This is a genomic window from Serratia nevei (assembly GCF_024160145.1).
Lineage (GTDB): Bacteria > Pseudomonadota > Gammaproteobacteria > Enterobacterales > Enterobacteriaceae > Serratia > Serratia nevei_A.
In genome coordinates this window covers 1-21,098 of record NZ_JAMYWQ010000019.1, presented here as the reverse complement: position 1 = coordinate 21,098, position 21,098 = coordinate 1, and the positions used below count along the sequence as shown (strand labels likewise).

The following is a 21,098-nucleotide window of genomic DNA, read 5'->3' as shown; positions in this document are numbered from 1 at the left end:
GTTATGGATACCCGCACTCAACGGCTCATGGCGGAGGTGATTGGCAGCCTGGCCGATCGCGAACGCTTTTTGACGCAGCTGGGGCCCTGCGCTGAGGCGTTAGGGTTTGATTATTTCTCCTACATCGTGTTTTCCTGTTATCCGGCCAGCCGCCCCAAAATGCTGATTGAAGGGAATTTATCAGGGAGCTATCTCGAGGATTATCGGCGGCAGCGAGCGTATTTGCAGGATCCGGTTATTGAGCGCGCCCACCATTCCACGCTGCAGTTTCAGTGGGACGAAAGCTTTTATCACGACCGGCCGACGCTTTGGCGGCGTATGGCGCAGTTCGGCCTGTGTGCCGGTTGGTCGCAGTCGGTCAAGGATTGTTATGGCCGGCTGGGGATCCTGACGTTTGCCGGCAGGGCGCTACCGGAGCAAACGCCGCAAGCGCGTGCGGCAAATGAAACCTTTTTCCTTTGGCTGGCGCAAACCGCCCATAAAACGCTGCGCGAAGCCTTGATATCGGTGAACGACGACGTGATAAAAGATGTGCTGACGCTGCGCGAAAAAGACATCTTGCGCTGGTGCAGCGAAGGGAAAACGGCGGAAGAGATCGCGCTGTTGATGGGGGTCAGCGAACGCACGGTCAATTTCCATATCGGCAACTCGATTAAAAAACTTTCTGTCGCCAATAAGACTGCCGCCACCGCCAAAGCGGTTTATTTACAGCTGATTTAATCTCGAGAGATAAATAATTAAGCGCCTATCCGTTAGCGGCGCGATGTTTATATTTTGTTAAATTAAACATTGTCCTTATCAGTATTTACCCCCGATCACAAAAGCGTGATAAAGCGATTCACCACGCCTGTGCGCGGCAGTATTCTGTTGGCACCCGGTTTACATAGAAAGGATGTGATATGTACAAGACTATTTTAGTGCCGATCGATATTGAAGAAGATCTGTTGACCGAGCATGCGCTGAAGCATGTGGAATATTTGGCGAAGATGTCCGGCGCTAAAGTGCATTTCTTCCATGCGCTGCCGGATGCCTCGGCTTTTGTTACTGCCTATTCGTTCGGTCTCAAGGAGTTTGAGAATCAGGCGGAAGTAAAGGCGGTGGAGAAGCTGAAGAAAATCATGTCGGAAATCGATCTGCCGTTGGATCGCCTCAATTACACCGTCAGCTTCGGCTCTGCGCGCGATCAGGCGCTGGAACTGGCGGAAGAGATCGACGCCGATCTGATCATCATCGGGTCGCGTCGCCCGAGCGTGAAAACCTATCTGCTGGGGTCTAACGCCGCCGCCATTGTTCGCCATGCCAATATTTCGGTGATGGTAGTCAGATAATCCGTCTTATGCCCCACCGTTCTCGGGCACGTTCTGCGGTTGCCGGCCGGCAGCAGAGCGTGCCTGGCGTTTTATTGCCATCTCGGCCTGAGCTACTACCATTTTTCTGACGTTTATGTGCCAACCCGGGCCACCGGCCTTGCGCATATTCTTCATCTCAGCCAGAAGAGGGGCAGCTATGCCATTAGAAGTCGATGGGAGCATCAGAGGCGACAGGGGCAGTGAACCGAGCCGTTGGCAATATGCGTCAACCAAGCCGCTTATCACGCTGATCTGGCAAGGATGGAATATCGTCGGGGGCCAGGTAACGAGTATCGCGAGCAGGGGGGACGATCCTGGTGAAAACCTCGACGGTTGGTCCGTTAAGGGTATGAGCGCTAATCAGCAAGCGACGCTGCAGCAGGTCAACGTGTTGTTCAGGTGAAGGGGCCGCTGGGAATACGCGCGCTGGACGCCACCAGACAGCCGCCTGACATTACCGCGGAGGAGGCGGACATCTTGCAACCGACGATTAAACAGACCCGCTCAACGTTGCGAGGAAAGGAACCGAGCCGGTGGCAAGAGGTCATGTGGCATCAGGTGCCGCCGGGTAAAGAAGCAAAACATTGCCACCTCCGGGGCACCAAACCGGAGTGGCGCAAACGTCTGCACAGCGATCTGGCTCAGGCAGGATAAGCTTCTCCCCGCACCGGGTTGCCGGCGCGGGGGCATCCATTCGGCGCTACTCGCACAGCGCCACGATTTCGTCGTACAACGTTCTGGGGATTTCCACGCCGCATTGCTCGCTCTGGCGCCGCTGCCGATAACGGCGTTCGCCTGGGATGCGTGCGCCTTGCGTCTGCATATCGGCAAACATCGCCTCTGCGCTGGCGAAATATTTCGCCTTATCCGCACCGAGAAAACGCTCGGGATCCAGCGCGATGATCAACTCACCGCCGTAAGGCGACGAACCGGTGCCGTCGTCGTAGGCCAGCGATTCCTTGCTGGTCATATCGCCGATCAGCGGCCCGGCCAGCAATTCAACCATCGCCGCCAGCGCCGAGCCCTTATGCCCGCCGAAGGTCAGCATTGCGCCCTCCAGCACGCTGCTGGCATCGGTGGACGGATTGCCTGCCTTATCAATGCCCCAGCCTTCAGGCAGCGGGGTGCCCGCACGGCGATGCAATTCGATTTCGCCGCGCGCCGCCGCGCTGGTGGCCATGTCGAACAAAAACGGCGGCCGCTGCGGGCGCGGCCAGCCGAAGGCGATGGGGTTGGTGCCGAACAGCGGGCGCGAACCGCCGGCCGGCGTCACCCAGGCGTGGCTGGGCGTGCAGGCTAAGGCCACCAACCCCTGCTCGGTCAGCGGTTCGATGTCGGCCCACAGCGCGGAGAAATGCACGCAGCGGTTGATCGCCAGCGCGGCGATGCCGTTGGTGCGCACCTTATTGATAAAGGCCGGCAGAGCGGTGCGGTAGGCCAGCAGGGAAAACGCGCCGCCGGCGTCGGCGCGCAAGATAGCCGGCGCCTGGTCGACCAGACAGGGTTTCGCATCGGCGGAGACTTTGCCTGCCCGCAGCGAACGCACGCAGCCCAACAGCCGGTACAGCCCGTGCGAAGCGCAGCCGTCGCGCTCGCCCTGGGTGACGTTTTGCGCCACCGCCTCAGCATGTGCCTGATTGAAGCCGTTGCTGCGCAGCGTGCGCAACGCCAGTTGATAAACCTGTTCCAGCGACAGAACGTGCATGGATGTCATCTCTAGCTCCTCCCTGGGTTCATTCTTCTTCATCGCCGATAAAATTGGCCTGGGGTAAACAGGTATAGGCGCCCCAGTAGTAAATCGCCAACGCAATCACCGCCATGCTGAGGGTGTCCCACGGGTGGGCAATGGCGCCGATGCCGCCGAAGCTGCTGAGGTAGGAAAGCGCGATCACCAGCGCATAGAAAACGATCAGCCACAGCGAGGACCCAATTTGCTGCCGGAGGCTAACGGCGTGGGTCGGCACCTGATTCTTGAACAGGATGTAGATGAAGAACATCAGGATCTGCAAACCGAGCAGCCAGGAGACGGTGTCCCAGCCCGACCAAAAGACGATCAGCGCTGAAATGATAAATGACAGCGGGCCAAGCACGCAGAAACCGCGCACCCGGAACGGGCGCGGCATATCGGGCGCATTGCGCCGCAGCCCGGCGGCGGTGACCGGGGCGATGGCGTAGCTCAGCACCAGCGCGGCGGACACCACGCCGATCAGCTTTTCCCACGACGGGAATGGCAGCGTCCAGAATACCGAGAGAGCGAAGGTCAGCCACAGCGCCGGGCGTGGAATACCGGACTCGCCGTCCACTCGGGTGAACAGTTTGAAGAAGGTACCGGCGCGTGCCCAACCGTAGATCACACGCGGCGTGGCGTTCATATAGATGTTGCCGGTGCCGCTTGGCGAAACGATCGCGTCGCTGACCACCAGAAACGCCAGCCACCCCATGCCCAGCGTGATGGCGATGTCGCGGAACGGCAAAGAGAACTGGTGGCTGATGCCGGCCCAGCCGCCGCTCAGCATCTCGCTGGGGATACTGCCGAGAAACGCTATCTGCAGCAGCACATAGATGATGGTGGACAGCACCACCGACAGGATCAGCGCAATGGGAATGGTGCGCTGCGGCCTTTGCACTTCGCTGGCGACCGAAATGATCGGCGTCAGGCCAAGGTAGGCGAAGATGATGCCGCCGGCGGAAATGGCGGCTTCAACCCCGGCGGAACCGAAGGGGGCAAAGCCCTGGCTGTGCAGGTTTTCCGGCTTGAAAAAGCTGAACAGCACCACGATCACCAGCAGCGGCACCAGAAACTTCAGCACGCTGATCAGGTTATTGGATTTGGCGAAGGTTTTGACGCTGTAGTAGTTGAGCGCGAAGAAAAAGCACAGCAGCGCCAGCTGCACCAGCCAGCCGAGCGGGGTCGGATCGCCGGAACCGGGCTGGCTGAGGAACGGAAACCAGGCGGCGGCGTATTGCCGCGCGGCGACGACCTCGATGGCGATCAGGCTGGAGAAGGCGATCAGCGTGATAAACCCCAGCAAATAGCCCATCAGTTCGCCGTGCGAGAACACCGGATAGCGAATGATGCCGCCGGCGCGCGGCAGGGCGGCGCCCAGCTCGCAGTAGACGATGCCGAGCAGCAGCACCGCCAGGCCGCCGATCAGCCAGGAATAGATGCCGGCTGGGCCGGCAATGGAGGAGACATGGCTGGCGGCGAACAGCCAACCGGAGCCGAAGATGGCGCCCAGACCGATAAACGTCAGATCGGTGAGCGTAAGCTGCTTCTTGAATTTGCCTTGGGTTGTCATGGTATTACCCTTTTGTTATTGAGTGGCAGGCAGATGCGGCCAGGCTAGTTGTGGGCAGGTGGAACCAGGGGATCTCGGGTGTAAACGCCGTTCACCAGGCGCAGCAGGTTGAGCGGGTTGGCGTCCTGCAGCGGCGGCGGCAACAGTGCCGCAGGGGTGTTTTGCAGGCAAACCGGCCGCAGGAAACGCTCAATGGCCAGCGTGCCTACCGAGGTGCCGCGTGCGTCGCTGGTCGCCGGGTAGGGGCCGCCGTGCACCATGGCGTCGCACACTTCTACCCCGGTCGGATAGCCGTTGAACAGCACCCGGCCGGCTTTGCGCGCCAACAATGCCGTCAGCCCGGCGGCGATATCGAGATCGCCGTCGTCCGCCAGCAGCGTGGCGGTCAGTTGGCCTTGCAATGCCGCCAGCGCCGCATGCAGCTGCGCTGCATTATCCACCGCCACCAGGATGCTGGCTGGGCCGAATACCTCCTGTTGCAGCAGCGGATCGGCCTGCAGCAGCAGTGTCGCTTCCGCCTGATACAGCTGCGCCGCCGCCCGGAAAGGGGGCGTTTCGCTGCGGCCTGCCAGATGCCTCATGCCCGGATGGGCATCCAGGGCTGCCAGCCCGTGGCGGTAGTGCTCCAGGGTGCCAGGGTTCAGCATCGGCTGTGGCTCGGCGGCGTTGACCAGGGCGCTCATCGTTTCGACCAGCCGATCGAGGGCGGCGCCGCGCAGCGCGACGATCACGCCGGGCTTGGTGCAGAACTGACCGCAGCCGAGTGTGAAGGAAGAGACTAGCTCCTGCGCGATGTGTTGCCCGCGCCGCGCCAGCGCCTGTGGCAGGATCACGACCGGGTTGATGCTCGACATTTCGGCGAAGACCGGGATAGGTTGAGGGCGCTGCATTGCCAGATCGAAAAGTGCCCGGCCGCCTTGCAGCGAGCCGGTAAATCCCACGGCTTGAATCGCCGGATGTTGTACCAGGTCGGCCCCCACGCGGTTGCCGAAGATCATGTTGAAGACGCCGGCAGGCATCCCCGTGCGTTCCCGTGCGCGCTCGATCGCCTGAGCGGTCAGCTCGGCGGTGATCATATGGCCGCTGTGCGCCTTGAACACGACCGGGCAGCCGGCGGCGAGCGCGGCGGCGGTATCGCCGCCCGCGGTGGAGAACGCCAGCGGGAAGTTGCTGGCGCCGAACACCGCCACCGGGCCGAGCGCGGTGCGGTATTGACGCAGGTCGGGACGTGGTAAGGGGGAACGCTGTGGCAGCGCGCAGTCGATGCGCACGCCCTCGACGTCGCCGCGCCGCAGCAGCGTAGCGAACAGCCGCATCTGGCCGCTGGTTCTGGCGCGTTCGCCGCTCAACCGCGCCGGCGGCAAGGCGGTTTCCTGCATGGCGAAGGCGAAGAAATCCTCATCCAACGCGTCTAACTCCTCGGCAATGGCGTCGAGAAAGTTCGCGCGTTGTTCCGCGCTGAGCTGCGAATAGGGTGCAAAGGCCGCGGCGGCAGCTTCTGCGGCGGCGGCGGTTTCTGCCGCCGTGGCCTGGTGGAAGCGGTAGCCGGTCGGCTCACCGTCGTCGGCGCGCAGGCTGAGCAGCGCCGCTTCTCCTGCGGCGCAGCGCTGGCCGCCGATAAAATGTTGGCCGCTGATGGCGGCGTAGCGATCGTTGGGCATTGGTTCCCCCGGTAGAGAAAGCATGACGCCCGGCATGGCCGGGCGGTGAAAGCGTTACAGGCCGACGTTCGGCAACGCGGGGCGAGTGGCCAGCGCTTGATCGATCACGGCGTTGATCTCGGTGAGCGTTTCGCCCTGCAGCGCCAGGCGCGGCGGACGCGTGACGGCGCTGCCGCGGCCGACCCGCTGTTCGCACAGCTTGATGCACTGCACCAGATCGGGACGGGCATCGAGGTGCAGCAGCGGCATGAACCAGCTGTATAGCGCCAGTGCTTCCTCATAGCGTTTTTCCTTCGCCAGGCGGAACAGGGTTTCTCCCTCGCGCGGGAAGGCGTTGGACATGCCGGAAATCCAGCCTTGCGCACCAACGGCGATGCTTTCCAGCACCACGTCGTCCAACCCGGCGAACAGCACGAAGCGATCGCCGACTTCGTTGCGAAGATCGATAAAACGACGGGTGTCGCCTGACGAGTCTTTGAAGCACACGATGTTCTCGCAGTCGACCAGTGAGGTCAGAATGTCAGGGGTGACGTCATTTTTGTAAATCGGCGGGTTGTTGTAGACCATGATTGGCAGATCGGTTGCGCCGGCGACGCTGCGAAAGTGCGCGGCGGTTTCGTGTGGCTTGGCGGAATAGACCAGCGCCGGCATCACCATAATGCCGTCGACGCCGGCTTTTTGGGCTTCATGCGCCATATTTTGCGCGAACGCGGTGGTGAACTCGGCAATGCCGGCGATCACCGGGACTTTGCCGTCGGCGGCGTCTCTCGCCACTTCGATCACCGCCAGCTTTTCCTGCACCGTCATCGAGGTGTTTTCACCGACGGTGCCGCACACCACCAGGCCGGATACGCCGTCGCGCACCAGGTTTTTGATCACCGTATGGGTAGCGTCGAGGTCCAGAGAAAAATCGTGGCGGAACTGGGTGGTCACCGCCGGGAATACGCCGCTCCAGCTTATGGCTTTATGGCTCATCGTGTTTGTCCTGTCGTTCGAAAGTGTTAATGAAAGGTGAATCTTTGGTGAGGCTCATCGACAGATTGACCGGTATTACGCAGAGAGGCTTGACGCTTTTCGCCGATTGCCGCGACGAAATTGGCACAATGGTGCCGGAACGCGGGCGTGAAAAAACCGAGCGCCGGCGCGCCGCTGTGGAGTGGTTTTAATATGATAAATCAGTGTGTTAACTGGTAAGTGTCAGGCGGAAGTCGCGCGGCGTGGAACCGGTCATCGCTTTGAACTGACGGCTGAAGGCGCTGTGATCGGTATAGCCGCACTGCAGGGCGATATCGGTGATCGGCTGGTCGCCGGCCAGCAGTTCCGTGGCTTTTTCCAGGCGCACTTTGTGGATCATCTGGCGCGGGGTGAGGTGGAAGATACGTTTGCAGTAGCGTTCGATCTGCGCCACCGACAAGCCGGTCAACGCCGTCAGCTCCTCAAGCGCGATTGGCCGGGCATAGTGGCGGCGGATGTGCACGTCGATCGCCGCCAGCCGTTGGTAGGCCGGGTGATTGGCCCTGGCTTCCTGCAGATCGTGCGAAATACCCGCCATGCCGATGATTTTTCCGTGAGCGTCATACAGCGCCAGCTTTTGCGTCAGGCACCAGCCGGTCTCTCGGCCGTTGTACAGGTGCATTTCCAACTGATCCTGGATCAGCACGCCGTGGCGCAATACCCGCAGATCCTGCTCGGTGTAGCCGGAGCCGAGCTGAGCGGGAAAAACGTCGGCGGAGGTCTTGCCCAGCAGCGGCGTGACGGTCTTGAAACCGCAGCGCCTGGCCAGCGTCAGGTTGGCCAGCAGGTAGCGCGCCTGGGCATCTTTGATAAAGAACACCACGTTGGGGATCGCGTTCAGCAACGGCGCGATCAGCGCCAGCGTATTCAGCAGATCGCGCAGGTTGTTCGGGCGCTGCTGCGCCAGCCCGTCGCACAGGCGCGACAGATGTTCGACGGCGAAAACGTCCTCCTGCTCCGGCAGCCCCGCGAACGAAGGCGGTGAGAGAGAAACCTGATGCTGATGATCTGAAGTGAATCGCATAGCAGTCCCTTTTCGGTCGTTAGCCGGAAAAACAGGCGAGCCAGGTTGGCGCTTTCGCATCAATATTAACTTTCTCGTAACGAATCAAGCGCTATTTCCGTCCGGCTGCCAAATATGCGGATTGCCGCATACTTTTGCCGGACGGCGCGTGGCAGTTGCTTGAAAACTGCTGCGTTTCTCGCTACGTGTGGGGCTGGCATTTAAATAACACTATGATAAATAAATAGTTATTATAAATTCAGTTAATTACATGCTTGCGGCATATCAGACCTATCCCTTCGCCACTGTGCTGATTTCTTCATTCGTCGCGCCGAAACGCATCAAGCCGCCATGCGTGCATTCGTTCAGGCTAATGCTATTGGTAACATCTCATTAACTCAGGAGACGCCGATGGCACTTTCTGCGCATATCACCGCTTTGCGGGCGATCGATTCTCACACCGGCGGAGAGCCGACCCGACTGATCGTGGAAGGTTTTCCCGATCTCGGCGAAGGCAGCATGGCGGAACGGCGGGCGCGTTTCGCGCAACATTATGACGATTGGCGCTGCGCGGTGATGCTCGAACCGCGCGGCAACGATGTGCTGGTGGGGGCGCTGCTGTGCCGCCCTTGTTCGCCGCAGGCCTCCGCCGGTGTGATCTTCTTCAACAACAGCGGCTATCTGGGCATGTGCGGCCACGGCACTATCGGGCTGATCGCTTCGTTGGCGCACCTGGGGCGTATCCACGCCGGGCGCCATCTGATCGAGACGCCGGTCGGCCCGGTGAACGCCACGCTGCATGACGACGGCAGCGTTACGGTGGAAAACGTGGCGGCCTATCGCTACCGCCGCCAGGTGCGGCTCGAGGTAGCGGGTTACGGGGCGGTGACGGGCGATATCGCCTGGGGCGGCAACTGGTTCTTCCTGATCGGCGAGTCGCCGTTAGCTATCGATAAGCAGAATCTGGAGGCGCTGACCGCGCTCGCCTGGGCGGTGCGGCAGGCGTTGGAACAGGCGGGTATTCGCGGTGAAGACGACGGGGTGATAGACCATATCGAACTGTTCGGCGACGATCCGCAGGCCGACAGCCGCAGTTTCGTATTGTGCCCCGGCAAAGCCTACGATCGCTCGCCGTGCGGCACCGGCACCAGTGCCAAACTGGCGTGCCTGGCGGCGGACGGCAAACTGCCGCCGGATACGCAGTGGCGGCAGGCCAGCGTGATCGGCAGCGAATTCCAGGCCTATTATCGCTGGAGCGGCGAGCGCGTTACTCCCTTTATTCGTGGGCAAGCCTATGTGTGCGCCGATAGCCAACTGCTGCTCGACGCGCGCGATCCCTTTGTCTGGGGAATACGTTGATGTGGGCCGGACGGGGAGCCGATGTCATCGTGGTGGGCGCCGGCATTATCGGTGCCGCCTGCGCCTGGCGGTTGGCGCGGGAAGGGTATCGGGTCTCGGTCGTGGACGATCGCCGCGCCGGCGCCACCGCTGCCGGCATGGGGCATCTGGTGTGCATGGACGAGAATCCGGCCGAGCTGGCGTTGAGCGCCTATTCGCTGCGCTTATGGCGCGAAGTGACGGGGCGGATGCCGCAAGCGTGTGCCTGGTGCGGTTGCGGTACGCTGTGGCTGGCGGATAACGCGGATGAAATGGCCATCGCCGAGCAAAAACAGGCGCGGCTGGCGGAACAGGGCGTGGCCGCAGACCTGCTGACGGCGAGCCAGGTCGCCGCCACGGAACCGATGTTGCGGCGCGGCCTGGCAGGCGGGCTGCGAGTGCCGGGTGACGGCATTCTTTATGCGCCGCTTGTGGCGCGTTGGCTGTTGGCCGAAGGGGGGGCGGCGATCGAGGTGGTGCATGGCGAAGCGGCAGCGCTGGAAGCAGGGACGGTGCGGCTGGCGAACGGCCGGCGCCTGGTGGCGCCGGTGGTGGTCTTGGCCTGTGGCTTGCGTGCCAACGGCCTGTTACCGCAGCCGTTGCTGCGCGCCAAGAAGGGCCATCTGGCGATCACCGATCGTTATCCTGCACGGGTGCGGCACCAACTGGTGGAACTGGGGTACGGCGCCAGCGCGCATGCCAGCAACGGCACGTCGGTGGCGTTCAATGTGCAGGCACGGCCCACCGGGCAACTGTTGATCGGTTCTTCGCGCCAGTTCGACGCCGTCGATTCGGCGTTGGACATGTCGTTGCTGGCGGCGATGCTCACGCGTGCGCAGCATTTCTTGCCCGCACTGGCGCAGATGAACATCATTCGTTGCTGGACCGGGCAGCGCGCCGCCTCTGCCGACGGCTTGCCGCTGTTGGGCGCGCACCCGCAACATCCCTGGCTGTGGCTGGCGTTGGGGCACGAGGGATTGGGCGTTACGACCGCCCTCGGCAGCGCCGCGCTGATCGCCGCGCAGATCGGTCGGCAAACGCCGGAGATTAACGATTCCCCGTATTTGGCGGCGCGGGCGTTTGTCGCCGAGGAGCGGGCGGTATGAATGAAAGGCAAAATACGCTCGCGTTGAGCATCGACGGCGAACTCTACCGGGTGCCGGTTGGTATCAGCGTTGCAGCGGCGCTCAGCCTGTACGGAGCGGATCGTTGTCGGTTGTCGGTTTCACACCAGCCGCGCGCGCCATTTTGCGGTATGGGGATTTGTCAGGAGTGCCGGGTGACCATTAACGGCTTGCGTCGCCTGGCGTGCCAGACGTTATGCCAAGCCGGCATGCGCATTGAGAGGAGCGATGATGAGTGACTTCGATTGCGAAGTATTGATCGTCGGCGCCGGGCCGGCCGGCATGGCGGCGGCGCTGGCGGCGGCGGAAAGCGGTGGTCAGGTGCGAATGATCGATGATAATCCGTATCCCGGGGGGCAAATCTGGCGCGATGGGCCGCAGGTGGTTTTGCCTGAAGCGGCGAACCGCTATCGGCAGGCGCTGGCGGTGCGGCAAAATATTGCGCTGCAGTCCGGCTGCAAGCTGGTGGCGCTGTGCGGTGCGGATCGATTGGCGTATGAAGATGCCGCAGGCTGTGGCGTGATTCGCTATCAAAAGCTGATTTTATGCAATGGCGCGCGTGAACTGCTGCTGCCGTTTCCCGGTTGGACACTGCCGGGGGTGAGCGGTGCCGGTGGTCTACAGGCGCAAATCAAGCAGGGGCTGGCGATCCGCGGTGAGCGGGTGGTGATAGCCGGCAGCGGCCCACTGCTGCTGGCGGTGGCGAACAGCGTGAAACAGGCCGGCGGCAAGGTGATACTGGTGGCGGAGCAGGCGCCGCTGTGGCGCTTGGCGGCATTCGCCGGTGGCCTGTGGCGCTGGCCGGCCAAGCTGCGTCAGGCGCTTTCTCTGGTGCCGGGGCGTTACCGTGCCGGTAGCCGGGTACTGGCGGCATTGGGGCAAGAGCGCTTAACGTCGGTGCGTGTCGACAGCGGCGGGCGGGAAAGTACGCTGGCCTGCGACAGGCTGGCCTGCGGTTTCGGTCTGGTGGCGAACATCGAGCTGGCGATGCTGCTGGGGTGTCGGATCGAACATGACGCCGTGGCGGTGGATCATTGGCAGCAAACCAACCAGGCGCAAATTTATGCCGCCGGGGAGTGCACCGGCATCGGCGGCAGTGAATTGGCACTCACCGAAGGCGCCATTGCCGGTTATGCCGCCACCGGGCAGAGGGCAAAAGCCGACGCCTTGGCGGCGCAGCGGCGAGTGTGGCGGCGTTTCGCCGCGGCAGCGGCAACATCCTTTGCGCTCGATAAAAGTTTGAATTCGCTGGCCAAGCCGCAGACGCTGCTGTGCCGCTGCGAAGACGTCACGCTGGAACAGGTGCGCCACCAGCCGGATTGGAACACGGCCAAGCTGAGCAGCCGCTGTGGCATGGGGGCATGCCAGGGCAGAGTCTGCGCGACGGCGGCGAGGCAATTGCTGGGCTGGTCTTTGCCGCCGCCGCGTGTGCCTTTATCGCCGGCCAGAGTGGAAACGTTGGCTGCGTTGGGGCTGAACCGTGATGATGACGGCAGCTGAGCGGGTTGGCGGCGTTTCACCCTGGGCAAACGCCGCTACATTACCATTGCGGCCAATAGTAGGTTTTCTCTCGCCAGCCTTTGCCGTACATGCAGGCCTCGATGGTGGCGTTTCTGGCGGACTGATTGCGATCGGTCTGCACCGTTTTAATCGACGGCTCCTTGTCATAGCGGTATCCCAACGGGCAATCTTTCTTATTTTTCTCGCAGGGAACGTATTTGTTTTCGTAGCTGAACTCTACGTCTCTCACCACATCCGGCGGAAAACGGTCGTAGCCGCGGCTGCGGCATTCGGCAAATTCGGCATCCCGGGTACTCTCAACCGCGCCGGGCCTTTCCCATTGGGTGCAGGCGGTCATCATCAATAGCGGTAAAACGATCAAACAACGGCAATTCTTCATGGTGTCCCTAACTCTTCCTCATCCTGGGGCGCTTCTTAGGAATATTCCCAAGAAGCGGCGCGAAAAAGTGTAATAAACTGGCGATACAATTGGAAATGATAATGGTTATTGTTTAGGTGGGATTGAGAAAGCACTGCCTTGTGCGACGATGTTGGCTAAATGAAAGCGGCCTACGGGGGGGCTTACGAGGTGGGAAGGGCAGCGTAGCGTTTGTTTTGTTCATTATCTTGTCATCTTGTCATCTTGTCACCGCAGCGATCCGACGATCGTTTGATTGTCATGAATGCGGGATTGTATGCAAGCTAAGTATTTTCTTATCCGATTTAAATATTATTTTTATTTAGGATATTTACCTATGCCGAGTTTTTAATACTCGGTATTAATACCCAATTTTTTTATTTCTGTTTTGTTATTGTGGTTTTATTTTAAGAATTCCTTCATAAAGTGATTTTTAGTTATAGGGAATTTATTTGCATTTTAAAATTGAATTTTTTAAATTCAGCTTCAGATGAAGGGTAACCGTTGGCGACCAATACAAAAAAGGAGTTTATTTTGTCTGGGATAAAGAAAACACCTGAGAGTCGTGACGGTTTGCCTTCACCATCAGAGGATTATGATAGATTTAAGCACCTCGCCGATGTGGGGGCCGTGTTGGGATACGGGCGGACTCGCTTTTATCAGTGGTGCCGCGGGCGCGGATTTCTTACGCCAATGAATGTGCCGTCACATGAAATGATCCGCCTGGGGTATATGGTGGCGGTATTATCAGAGAGCGGCCATACCCGGGTTTACGTTACGCCAGATGGTCTCAGTTATGTCAGCGGTGCGTTTGCGGCAGATATTCAACGAGGCATGGTCAAGTTTTAAATTTGTAAAAATAGTCTTTATTTCAAGAGCTTTAATGCAGAATCTTCTTATCTCAATGGGCATGAGTAGGAAGTTATCCGATTTTTCGTCTCTGCGGCGTGTACGTTACTGGGGCAGCTATTCTCTTGTTACGATAATCGTTATTTTTCAGGAGCCAAGGATGAAGCATTACGCCGCATTGTTTTTTGCCTCTGCATTGTTGACGGGATGTGCGACCCAAGCCGTACCGCCGCAGCAGGCTGAGTTCCCGCCCCCAAGCCGTCTGATGCTCTATCAGAATATCCCGGATACGCCCTATGCCACGGTGGTGGTGGTGCGCGACAGCGGAATGTTGGCGGGCAGTTGCCGCACCGGCGTCTATGTGAATGGGGAGTTCGCCGCTTCGCTGGGCGCGAAAGAGAAAGCGGAGTTTCGCATGCCGCCTGGCAATGCTACGGTCAGCATCGGGCAAGATATGATTGAGAATCATCTGTGCATTTGGCGTGATACCGGCGGCAGCGTGCCCATGACGTTGCGCGCCGGTGAAAGCCGCTATCTGCGTATCGCCGGTGACCGGCAGCGCGGCTTCATTTTGCAGGCAGGGCGGCCGTAACCGTTCAGGCAAGGGCGTTAACGCCCTTGCCACCATCCCCACAGCGTAATTAACAGCCATGCCGCCGCGATCCAGCAAAGCACCGCCGCTCCCAGAGCCAACGACAGCCGCAGGCTGTTAATCAGGAAATACAGCGAAATCAAATACACCAGGTAGGGCAGGACCGCCCACATGCCGAAAATCAGCGTAGTTTTCAGCGCTGCGATCGACCGTTCGCTGCCGACAATGTAATGCGCTATCAGAGCGAAAGTGGGAAAAAGCGGCACCAAACCGGCGATATAATAGTTGCGCGTTTTAGCCAGCAGGCCGATCAGAACCACAACCAGCGCGCCGATCAGCGCTTTGACAAGGATGCCCATAACGGTCTCGGGGGACAGGGGAAATCAACACACTGCCCGAAAGCCTGTGCAAGATCAACGGGGTATAGCATGGGGAAAAGCAGGCCCGCATGAATAGTGGGCCTGCGGCGCTGCGCTTACTGACGGTAAGCGTGCTTGATTTGCTGAATGCTGTTCTTGAAGATTTCCGCCTGGGTCGGATCTTCGATTTGGGCAATGAAACGTTCCATGTTGATGATGACTTTCCCGGCGTCGGCCTGGCCGATCGACTTCAGGATCAGCGTCAGCGTGGCTTTGAGGCAGGCAACCTCGGTCGCCAAAATTTCCGGGTTTGCAGACGTAGTGAAGTCAACGTTGCTCATTTTCTCTCCTGATTTTTTTGAGGCCTTAGCCTGATACAAACTGCTTTGTCGCACCGCTCGCGGGCTGAAAAGCTGCTCCACGCGCGGCGGCGAATTTAACTGGGCGCGGAGTATAGCATAGCATGCGTTCGTCATCTGCAACGGGCTTCCTCAGGCCCCGCCGGTGGGCAACGCGCGTTCACTGCGTGCCGAATCACCAATTATCGGCAAGTTATTTCGAGACGGTTAACAAGTATTTGTCCGGTACGTTATTGTTGAACCCTTGAGGTTATTATAATTATTCGGGACGGGTGGCACCGATTTTGCCGGCGCTTGGCGGAAATAATAGTTTTGTCCTCCGGCCTCCGGCTCAGGTTGGCAGTGGCTTTCGTCGCGTCTTTAAATATCAATTGATTACAAACAGCCCGTGGCCGTGTTAATATTATTCACGTCGTGATTGCTTACACAGATTTTCCCCTGCGGCATGATTGTCACGCTATCCTGTAGCCGGTGCCGTGAAATTATTTTCGCCGCCCGAGCTTTTCCGACGTGACGATTTATCGGCGGCATAGACGGCTAAAATTGAAAAATCAGCTCTGCCCCGCAAAGTTATTCGGAAGTATGTATTAATCTGTGTTCATTCTTGTCTGAAAAACAAGTAATATCTCTGGCGAAAACAGAGGCTGATTGCGTTACTCCCTTTTTTTGGAGATTTTTCCTTGATTAGCGTTCTTCTTGTTGATGACCACGAACTGGTGCGCGCAGGGATACGACGCATTCTTGAAGATATCAAAGGTATAAAAGTTGTCGGTGAGGCCCAGTGCGGTGAAGACGCCGTAAAATGGTGCCGTGGCAACGCTGTCGATATCGTGCTGATGGACATGAATATGCCGGGCATTGGCGGGCTGGAAGCCACGCGCAAGATTGTGCGTTATGCACCCGACGTCAAAGTCATCATGTTGACTATCCATACTGAAAATCCTTTACCGGCCAAGGTGATGCAGGCGGGCGCTGCCGGCTACCTGAGCAAGGGCGCCGCGCCGCAGGAAGTGATTAACGCCTTGCGTTCCGTGCATGCGGGGCAGCGCTATATCGCGTCTGATATCGCCCAGCAAATGGCGCTTAGCCAGCTGGAACCGCAGGCCGAGACGCCGTTCAGTTGCCTGTCGGAGCGCGAGTTGCAGATCATGCTGATGATCACCAAAGGTAAAAAAGTGAATGAGATCTCGGAGCAACTGAGTCTTAGCCCGAAAACGGTGAACAGCTACCGTTACCGCATGTTCAGCAAACTGAATATCAGCGGTGATGTCGAACTGACTCATCTGGCCATCCGACATGGATTGTTCAATGCGGAGACGTTGTTAAGCAGTGAATGACCGTTTTGATGCCAAAGCCTTCCTGAGTACCGTCACCAGCCAGCCCGGCGTCTATCGTATGTACGACGCCACGGGTACGGTGATCTACGTCGGTAAAGCCAAAGACCTGAAAAAGCGTCTCGCCAGCTATTTTCGGCAGCAGGTCAGCAGCCGTAAAACCGAGACGCTGGTTAAAAATATCGCACAAATAGACGTAACTGTTACTCATACCGAAACAGAAGCGCTTTTGTTAGAACATAACTACATTAAATTGTACCAGCCGCGATATAATGTTCTTTTGCGAGACGATAAATCTTATCCGTTGATTTTTCTCAGCGCGGATACTCACCCTCGTTTGGCGGTGCATCGCGGCGCCAAACATGCCAAGGGTGAATACTTTGGCCCTTTTCCCAACTCTTACGCCGTGCGTGAAACGTTGGCGCTGCTGCAAAAGCTGTTCCCGATTCGCCAGTGCGAAAACAGCGTGTACCGCAACCGCTCGCGTCCGTGCCTGCAGTATCAGATCGGGCGCTGTCTGGGCCCTTGCGTCGCCGGCCTGGTGAGCGAAGAAGAGTACCGCCAGCAGGTGGACTACGTGCGGCTGTTCCTTTCGGGCAAAGATCAGCAGGTGTTGCATCAGCTGATTGCGCGCATGGAAGAAGCCAGCAAACTGCTGAATTTCGAGGAGGCGGCGCGCATTCGCGATCAAATTCAGGCCGTGCGCCGCGTCACCGAACGCCAGTTCGTCTCCGGCGACAGCGACGATCTGGACGTGATTGGCGTGGCGTTCGACGCCGGTATGGCGTGTCTGCACGTGCTGTTCATCCGCCAGGGCAAGGTGCTGGGCAGCCGCAGCTATTTCCCGAAAGTGCCGGGCGGTACGGAGATGGGCGAAGTGGTGCAGACCTTCGTCGGCCAGTTTTATCTGCAGGGCAGCCAGGCACGCACGTTGCCCGGCGAGATCCTGCTGGATTTCAGCCTGCCGGAAAAAGAACTGCTTGCTGAATCGCTCTCCGAGCTGGCGGGGCGCAGGATCCAGATCCAAAGCAAACCGCGCGGCGATCGCGCTCGTTATCTGAAGCTGGCGCGCACCAACGCGGCAACGGCATTGACCACCAAGCTTTCGCAACAGTCCACGATCCACCAGCGGTTGACGGAATTGGCCAAAGTGCTGAACCTGACGGAAATCAACCGCATGGAGTGCTTCGATATCAGCCACACCATGGGCGAGCAAACCGTGGCTTCCTGCGTGGTGTTTGACGGTAACGGGCCGGTGCGTTCGGAGTATCGGCGCTACAATATTAGCGGTATCACCCCCGGCGATGATTACGCGGCGATGACGCAGGTGCTGAAGCGCCGTTACGGCAAGGCGCTGGAAGATAAGAAAATCCCGGACGTTATCTTTATCGACGGCGGCAAAGGGCAGCTCGGCATGGCGATCGAGGTGTTCAAATCGCTGAACGTCAGCTGGGATAAGAACAAACCGCTGCTGATCGGCATCGCCAAAGGCGCCGATCGCAAGGCCGGGTTAGAAACGCTGTTCTTCGTGCCGGAAGGTGAGGGGATTGCGCTGTCGCCGGATTCGCCGGCGCTGCATGTGATCCAGCATATTCGCGATGACTCGCACAACCACGCGATTACCGGTCACCGCCAGAGAAGGGCGAAAGTCAGAAATACCAGCGCGCTGGAGCTGATTGAGGGCGTGGGGCCGAAACGGCGTCAGGTGTTGTTGAAGTATATGGGCGGACTGCAACCTTTGTTGAACGCCAGCGTGGAGGAAATTGCAAAAGTGCCGGGTATTTCACAAGCATTGGCAGAAAAGATCTACAATGCATTGAAACACTGAGGGCAATGTAGCAACATACTCTTAATTTCCACTCTAGCCAGATAGTTACCGTAGCATTATGCAATTGAATATACCGACTTGGCTTACCCTGTTTCGCGTAGTTCTGATCCCATTCTTTGTGCTGGCGTTTTATCTGCCGTTCAACTGGGCTCCGATGGTTTGCGCCGTTATCTTCGTGTTTGCCGCCGTCACCGACTGGTTTGACGGCTTCCTGGCACGCCGCTGGAAACAAACGACGCGCTTCGGGGCGTTTCTCGATCCGGTTGCAGACAAAGTGATGGTGGCGGTGGCGCTGGTGCTGGTGGCAGAGCACTACCACAGCTGGTGGATCACGCTGCCGGCGGCCACCATGATCGCCCGTGAAATCATCATTTCGTCGCTGCGCGAGTGGATGGCGGAGATCGGCAAGCGCAGCAGCGTGGCGGTGTCCTGGATCGGCAAAGTGAAAACCATGGCGCAGATGATGTCGCTGGTAGGCTTGCTGTGGCGCCCGGATCGTTCTGTGGAGTATGTCGCGTTCGGTTTGCTGTACATCGCGGCGGTGTTGACTTTCTGGTCTATGTTCCAATATTTGAACGCGGCGCGCAACGATCTGCTGGAACCCTGATCGATGCGCTGCAAAAATCGGCAAACGATCGTGATGAGCCAACAATTTTATTGACTCATCACGTCAGGTAAGTAGAATGCATCGCATCAGACGACAGCGATGAATTGCCGAAAGATAGCAAAGAAATCAGTCAGTTCTGGTAATGCGGGAATAGCTCAGTTGGTAGAGCGCAACCTTGCCAAGGTTGAGGTCGCGAGTTCGAGCCTCGTTTCCCGCTCCAAATTTTGATCTACGGAGTTCCATAGAATTCTGTAAGTCGTTGAAAGAAGGGGCGAAAGCCCCTTTTTTCATTCCGGTGACGTCCACCGGAATCCAGCAGCAGCCAGCGCTTTTTAGTCCATTTTTTAGTCCATCAATACGGGCGAGGACTGCAGCGCATTGTTGCTGGTTGGCAGCGGGTGACATGTCCACCATCTGTTCCTGAATTTCAATCCAGGTACAGAGGAGTTAAACATGGCACTCTCCGACACTACAGTGCGCCAAGCCAAGACAACGGGCAAAGCGTACACCATCGGTGATACCGACGGCCTGTCCTTGGCCGTATCCCCCATCGGCAACAAAAGCTGGCACTTCCGCTACGTCTGGAATGGTGTCCAGAAGCGATTGTCGCTGGGTACTTACCCAGAAATCTCCCTCAAAGATGCACGCACCCGGCGCGACGACGCTCGCGAGTTGGTCGCGCGTGGCATCAATCCCAAGAAGCATCGAAACCAAGAGCGTCGACTGGCCCTTCTGGCGGAGGAGCACACCTTCCAAAAGTTGTTCGAGCATTGGTTCGAGTTCCGTAAGCTGAGTTTGAAGGAGGGCCGTCAGAGCACGCAGGCACAGATTCAACGCATCTTCCGGAAGGATCTCCTGCCAAAGCTCGGGCTTCAGTCCGTCTACGACATCAAGCGCCCCGACCTGCTGGAGGTAATCGAAGTAATTGAGCGCCGCGGAGCATTTACAACCGCTGAGAAATGTCGCACCTGGCTGCACCAGATGTTCCGCTATGTGTTGATCAAAGTCCCCGACCTTGAACAGAGTCCCGCCTCGGACCTGGATGTCGTGGCGGCACCGAAACCCCCGGTCAAGCACAACCCCTTCCTGCGGATGGGGGAACTGCCGGAACTCTTGCAGAAGCTCCGCCAGTACCGCGGAATGCTGCAGACCCAGCTTGGGCTTCGTTTGCTGTTGCTGACGGGGGTACGGACAGGTGAGCTTCGACTTGCAACCCCTGACCAGTTCCATTTGGATCAGGGGCTATGGATCATCCCGCCGGAAGTCGTCAAGCAGCTTCAACTCGAGATGCGTAAGGAGCGCATAGAGCCAACGAGTATTCCCCCATACATCGTTCCGCTCTCCGCGCAGGCTCAAGAAATCGTGCGTTACCTGCTGGAACAGCGTAAGCCGGCGCAGAAGCACCTGCTGTCTCATCGGAGTGAACTGGCGGAACGCATCAGCGAAAACACGCTTAACACCGCGCTGCGGCGGATGGGGTATGTCAGGCTGCTCACCGGCCACGGCATTCGTGCAACTATTTCGACGGCCTTGAATGAAATCGGATATCCCAAGGTCTGGGTAGATGCCCAGCTCTCGCACACCGATCCCGACAAGGTCAGCGCGTCGTACAACCATGCGGAATATGTGGAGCAGAGGCGGCGCATGATGCAAGACTGGGCAGATCGCCTCGACATGTGGGAGCAGGGACTTTCTGAGGCAGCCAGCATGCACCTGAGCCATACCGTCCAGTTTGACTCGATGCCGCTGGTGCCAAACGCAATGGCTGACGTGCCATCGCCAGACCGGCAACCAGTGGCTCCTGGTGAACTGGGGGCAACAATCAGTTCTGTCCCGGCTACTGCATCTCTCCGACTGCCGGCTGTGCCTGTACAGGAACAGCCTCCGGTGCCAGTAGAGCCTGCGCCTTCCCAATTTCAGAGGGAGCACGCCGAGAAGCTCGAGCTGTATGAGGCATCGCACAACCTGCCAGTCGTTGCGTTTGCCAAGCTTGCGGGCAAGTCTCGAGACCAGGTCAATCGTGACATCAAGGCCGGGCGACTGCTGACCCTGGCGATGGGCAATCGTGGGCAACGGATCCCCGACTGGCAGTTGGACCCATTGTGTAGGGAACTGACCTCTTTGGTGCTTTCGAATGCTCGTAGCGCCGACCCATGGCGTGTTTATCATGCATTGAACACGCCCGTGGATGAACTGGGTGGGATGCGTCCTATCGAAGCTGTTCGTGCGTATGGGGTCGAGAAATTGGCCAGCGAAGCCGGGAAAATGTTGGAAGTGCTGACGGCGTAAGCGCCTTATGTGTCAATACCGATCGAATTGTGACCCACCCTGCCAAAGTAAAACGGACCCACCCCTGATCGTGGTTACTCAGAAACTTCGGCTTGCGCCTGTTTCTTAAGTTGGCCACTTTTTAATTTGTCCTTCA

The 21,098-nt window shown here is 58.7% G+C and carries 22 protein-coding genes and 1 tRNA gene; 15 read left to right on the top strand and 8 right to left on the bottom strand.

What is annotated here, in order from left to right; translation table 11 throughout:
* The first annotated feature begins 3 nt into the window (after positions 1–3).
* The 3 genes from M6G53_RS14380 to M6G53_RS14370 all read left to right on the top strand — a co-directional run bounded on the left by M6G53_RS14380 (position 4) and on the right by M6G53_RS14370 (position 1,752).
* Entirely contained in the window at positions 4–720 is a 717-nt protein-coding gene (locus M6G53_RS14380; RefSeq protein WP_253332392.1) for a LuxR family transcriptional regulator, read from the top strand.
* A 179-nt stretch (positions 721–899) separates the two neighbouring features.
* Positions 900–1,328 carry a universal stress protein gene (locus M6G53_RS14375; RefSeq protein ID WP_033642623.1) on the top strand — a complete coding sequence of 143 codons (429 nt, stop codon included), beginning with the start codon at positions 900–902 and terminating at the stop codon, positions 1,326–1,328.
* A 178-nt stretch (positions 1,329–1,506) separates the two neighbouring features.
* Entirely contained in the window at positions 1,507–1,752 is a 246-nt protein-coding gene (locus M6G53_RS14370) for a hypothetical protein (protein ID WP_253332390.1), read from the top strand.
* 297 nt (positions 1,753–2,049) lie between these two features.
* Here the strand turns inward: M6G53_RS14370 and M6G53_RS14365 are convergent, their stop codons facing one another.
* From M6G53_RS14365 to M6G53_RS14350, 4 genes are read right to left on the bottom strand one after another with little or no spacing between them, the layout of a single operon-like run.
* A complete protein-coding gene (locus M6G53_RS14365) occupies positions 2,050–3,063 on the bottom strand; it encodes an Ldh family oxidoreductase (protein ID WP_253332388.1) in 1,014 nt (337 codons plus the stop codon).
* A gap of 19 nt (positions 3,064–3,082) precedes the next feature.
* Complete coding sequence (locus M6G53_RS14360) at positions 3,083–4,648, bottom strand: APC family permease (protein ID WP_253332386.1); 1,566 nt, start codon at positions 4,646–4,648, stop codon at positions 3,083–3,085.
* A gap of 44 nt (positions 4,649–4,692) precedes the next feature.
* Positions 4,693–6,309 (bottom strand): aldehyde dehydrogenase (NADP(+)), encoded by a 1,617-nt coding sequence (locus tag M6G53_RS14355; RefSeq protein ID WP_253332384.1) that lies wholly within the window; start codon positions 6,307–6,309, stop codon positions 4,693–4,695.
* A gap of 54 nt (positions 6,310–6,363) precedes the next feature.
* On the bottom strand, positions 6,364–7,284 hold the full coding sequence (locus M6G53_RS14350) for a dihydrodipicolinate synthase family protein (protein WP_253332382.1): 921 nt from the start codon (positions 7,282–7,284) through the stop codon (positions 6,364–6,366).
* 29 nt (positions 7,285–7,313) lie between these two features.
* Here M6G53_RS14350 and M6G53_RS14345 point away from each other — a divergent pair, with 29 nt between their 5' ends.
* The gene (locus M6G53_RS14345; RefSeq protein ID WP_253332380.1) at positions 7,314–7,475 is read left to right on the top strand and encodes a hypothetical protein; all 162 of its coding nucleotides are present in this window, start codon (positions 7,314–7,316) and stop codon (positions 7,473–7,475) included.
* Positions 7,476–7,492: 17 nt separating this feature from the next.
* Here the strand turns inward: M6G53_RS14345 and M6G53_RS14340 are convergent, their stop codons facing one another.
* The gene (locus M6G53_RS14340) at positions 7,493–8,347 is read right to left on the bottom strand and encodes an AraC family transcriptional regulator (protein WP_253332378.1); all 855 of its coding nucleotides are present in this window, start codon (positions 8,345–8,347) and stop codon (positions 7,493–7,495) included.
* 390 nt (positions 8,348–8,737) lie between these two features.
* On the opposite strand from M6G53_RS14340, the gene M6G53_RS14335 reads away from it, so the two are divergent.
* From M6G53_RS14335 to M6G53_RS14320, 4 genes are read left to right on the top strand one after another with little or no spacing between them, the layout of a single operon-like run.
* Entirely contained in the window at positions 8,738–9,685 is a 948-nt protein-coding gene (locus M6G53_RS14335; RefSeq protein ID WP_253332376.1) for a 4-hydroxyproline epimerase, read from the top strand.
* Positions 9,685–10,809: an NAD(P)/FAD-dependent oxidoreductase gene (locus tag M6G53_RS14330; RefSeq protein WP_253332374.1), complete on the top strand. Its 1,125-nt coding sequence runs from the start codon at positions 9,685–9,687 to the stop codon at positions 10,807–10,809. Before M6G53_RS14335 ends, M6G53_RS14330 begins: the two co-directional genes overlap by 1 nt.
* Positions 10,806–11,066, top strand: coding sequence for a (2Fe-2S)-binding protein (locus M6G53_RS14325; protein WP_253332372.1), 261 nt, complete (start codon positions 10,806–10,808; stop codon positions 11,064–11,066). The genes M6G53_RS14330 and M6G53_RS14325 overlap by 4 nt, the downstream gene beginning before the upstream one ends.
* Positions 11,059–12,327 carry an NAD(P)/FAD-dependent oxidoreductase gene (locus M6G53_RS14320; RefSeq protein ID WP_253332371.1) on the top strand — a complete coding sequence of 423 codons (1,269 nt, stop codon included), beginning with the start codon at positions 11,059–11,061 and terminating at the stop codon, positions 12,325–12,327. Before M6G53_RS14325 ends, M6G53_RS14320 begins: the two co-directional genes overlap by 8 nt.
* Positions 12,328–12,367: 40 nt before the next feature.
* Here the strand turns inward: M6G53_RS14320 and M6G53_RS14315 are convergent, their stop codons facing one another.
* Positions 12,368–12,727 carry a hypothetical protein gene (locus M6G53_RS14315; RefSeq protein WP_253332369.1) on the bottom strand — a complete coding sequence of 120 codons (360 nt, stop codon included), beginning with the start codon at positions 12,725–12,727 and terminating at the stop codon, positions 12,368–12,370.
* Positions 12,728–13,249: 522 nt separating this feature from the next.
* On the opposite strand from M6G53_RS14315, the gene M6G53_RS14310 reads away from it, so the two are divergent.
* On the top strand, positions 13,250–13,594 hold the full coding sequence (locus tag M6G53_RS14310; protein ID WP_253332367.1) for a hypothetical protein: 345 nt from the start codon (positions 13,250–13,252) through the stop codon (positions 13,592–13,594).
* Between the two features lie 160 nt (positions 13,595–13,754).
* Positions 13,755–14,186 carry a hypothetical protein gene (locus tag M6G53_RS14305; protein ID WP_253332365.1) on the top strand — a complete coding sequence of 144 codons (432 nt, stop codon included), beginning with the start codon at positions 13,755–13,757 and terminating at the stop codon, positions 14,184–14,186.
* Between the two features lie 17 nt (positions 14,187–14,203).
* On the opposite strand, the gene M6G53_RS14300 is transcribed toward M6G53_RS14305, so the two are convergent.
* Both M6G53_RS14300 and M6G53_RS14295 read right to left on the bottom strand, forming a co-directional pair.
* The gene (locus M6G53_RS14300) at positions 14,204–14,545 is read right to left on the bottom strand and encodes a GlpM family protein (RefSeq protein ID WP_004927953.1); all 342 of its coding nucleotides are present in this window, start codon (positions 14,543–14,545) and stop codon (positions 14,204–14,206) included.
* Between the two features lie 116 nt (positions 14,546–14,661).
* Positions 14,662–14,886: a DUF2594 family protein gene (locus M6G53_RS14295; protein ID WP_004927950.1), complete on the bottom strand. Its 225-nt coding sequence runs from the start codon at positions 14,884–14,886 to the stop codon at positions 14,662–14,664.
* 698 nt (positions 14,887–15,584) lie between these two features.
* Here M6G53_RS14295 and uvrY point away from each other — a divergent pair.
* The 5 genes from uvrY (at position 15,585) to M6G53_RS14270 (ending at position 20,962) form a co-directional block, all read left to right on the top strand.
* Positions 15,585–16,241, top strand: a complete 657-nt coding sequence (gene uvrY, locus M6G53_RS14290; RefSeq protein WP_004927947.1) for a UvrY/SirA/GacA family response regulator transcription factor — start codon at positions 15,585–15,587, stop codon at positions 16,239–16,241.
* Entirely contained in the window at positions 16,234–18,066 is a 1,833-nt protein-coding gene (gene uvrC, locus M6G53_RS14285) for an excinuclease ABC subunit UvrC (protein WP_253332363.1), read from the top strand. Before uvrY ends, uvrC begins: the two co-directional genes overlap by 8 nt.
* 58 nt (positions 18,067–18,124) lie before the next feature.
* Positions 18,125–18,673 (top strand): CDP-diacylglycerol--glycerol-3-phosphate 3-phosphatidyltransferase, encoded by a 549-nt coding sequence (gene pgsA / locus M6G53_RS14280; protein WP_073528632.1) that lies wholly within the window; start codon positions 18,125–18,127, stop codon positions 18,671–18,673.
* Between the two features lie 144 nt (positions 18,674–18,817).
* A tRNA-Gly gene (locus M6G53_RS14275) sits at positions 18,818–18,893 on the top strand.
* A gap of 233 nt (positions 18,894–19,126) precedes the next feature.
* On the top strand, positions 19,127–20,962 hold the full coding sequence (locus tag M6G53_RS14270; RefSeq protein WP_253332360.1) for a tyrosine-type recombinase/integrase: 1,836 nt from the start codon (positions 19,127–19,129) through the stop codon (positions 20,960–20,962).
* The last annotated feature ends 136 nt before the right edge of the window (positions 20,963–21,098 follow it).

What these genes read in the sequence shown, in the direction of transcription:
- M6G53_RS14380 (WP_253332392.1), top strand. Translation starts at nt 4, where the DNA reads ATGGATACCCGCACTCAACGGCTCATGGCGGAGGTGATTGGCAGCCTG.
- M6G53_RS14375 (WP_033642623.1), top strand. Translation starts at nt 900, where the DNA reads ATGTACAAGACTATTTTAGTGCCGATCGATATTGAAGAAGATCTGTTG.
- M6G53_RS14370 (WP_253332390.1), top strand. Translation starts at nt 1,507, where the DNA reads ATGCCATTAGAAGTCGATGGGAGCATCAGAGGCGACAGGGGCAGTGAA.
- M6G53_RS14365 (WP_253332388.1), bottom strand. Translation starts at nt 3,063, where the DNA reads ATGACATCCATGCACGTTCTGTCGCTGGAACAGGTTTATCAACTGGCG.
- M6G53_RS14360 (WP_253332386.1), bottom strand. Translation starts at nt 4,648, where the DNA reads ATGACAACCCAAGGCAAATTCAAGAAGCAGCTTACGCTCACCGATCTG.
- M6G53_RS14355 (WP_253332384.1), bottom strand. Translation starts at nt 6,309, where the DNA reads ATGCCCAACGATCGCTACGCCGCCATCAGCGGCCAACATTTTATCGGC.
- M6G53_RS14350 (WP_253332382.1), bottom strand. Translation starts at nt 7,284, where the DNA reads ATGAGCCATAAAGCCATAAGCTGGAGCGGCGTATTCCCGGCGGTGACC.
- M6G53_RS14345 (WP_253332380.1), top strand. Translation starts at nt 7,314, where the DNA reads ATGAAAGGTGAATCTTTGGTGAGGCTCATCGACAGATTGACCGGTATT.
- M6G53_RS14340 (WP_253332378.1), bottom strand. Translation starts at nt 8,347, where the DNA reads ATGCGATTCACTTCAGATCATCAGCATCAGGTTTCTCTCTCACCGCCT.
- M6G53_RS14335 (WP_253332376.1), top strand. Translation starts at nt 8,738, where the DNA reads ATGGCACTTTCTGCGCATATCACCGCTTTGCGGGCGATCGATTCTCAC.
- M6G53_RS14330 (WP_253332374.1), top strand. Translation starts at nt 9,685, where the DNA reads ATGTGGGCCGGACGGGGAGCCGATGTCATCGTGGTGGGCGCCGGCATT.
- M6G53_RS14325 (WP_253332372.1), top strand. Translation starts at nt 10,806, where the DNA reads ATGAATGAAAGGCAAAATACGCTCGCGTTGAGCATCGACGGCGAACTC.
- M6G53_RS14320 (WP_253332371.1), top strand. Translation starts at nt 11,059, where the DNA reads ATGAGTGACTTCGATTGCGAAGTATTGATCGTCGGCGCCGGGCCGGCC.
- M6G53_RS14315 (WP_253332369.1), bottom strand. Translation starts at nt 12,727, where the DNA reads ATGAAGAATTGCCGTTGTTTGATCGTTTTACCGCTATTGATGATGACC.
- M6G53_RS14305 (WP_253332365.1), top strand. Translation starts at nt 13,755, where the DNA reads ATGAAGCATTACGCCGCATTGTTTTTTGCCTCTGCATTGTTGACGGGA.
- M6G53_RS14300 (WP_004927953.1), bottom strand. Translation starts at nt 14,545, where the DNA reads ATGGGCATCCTTGTCAAAGCGCTGATCGGCGCGCTGGTTGTGGTTCTG.
- M6G53_RS14295 (WP_004927950.1), bottom strand. Translation starts at nt 14,886, where the DNA reads ATGAGCAACGTTGACTTCACTACGTCTGCAAACCCGGAAATTTTGGCG.
- pgsA (WP_073528632.1), top strand. Translation starts at nt 18,125, where the DNA reads ATGCAATTGAATATACCGACTTGGCTTACCCTGTTTCGCGTAGTTCTG.
- M6G53_RS14270 (WP_253332360.1), top strand. Translation starts at nt 19,127, where the DNA reads ATGGCACTCTCCGACACTACAGTGCGCCAAGCCAAGACAACGGGCAAA.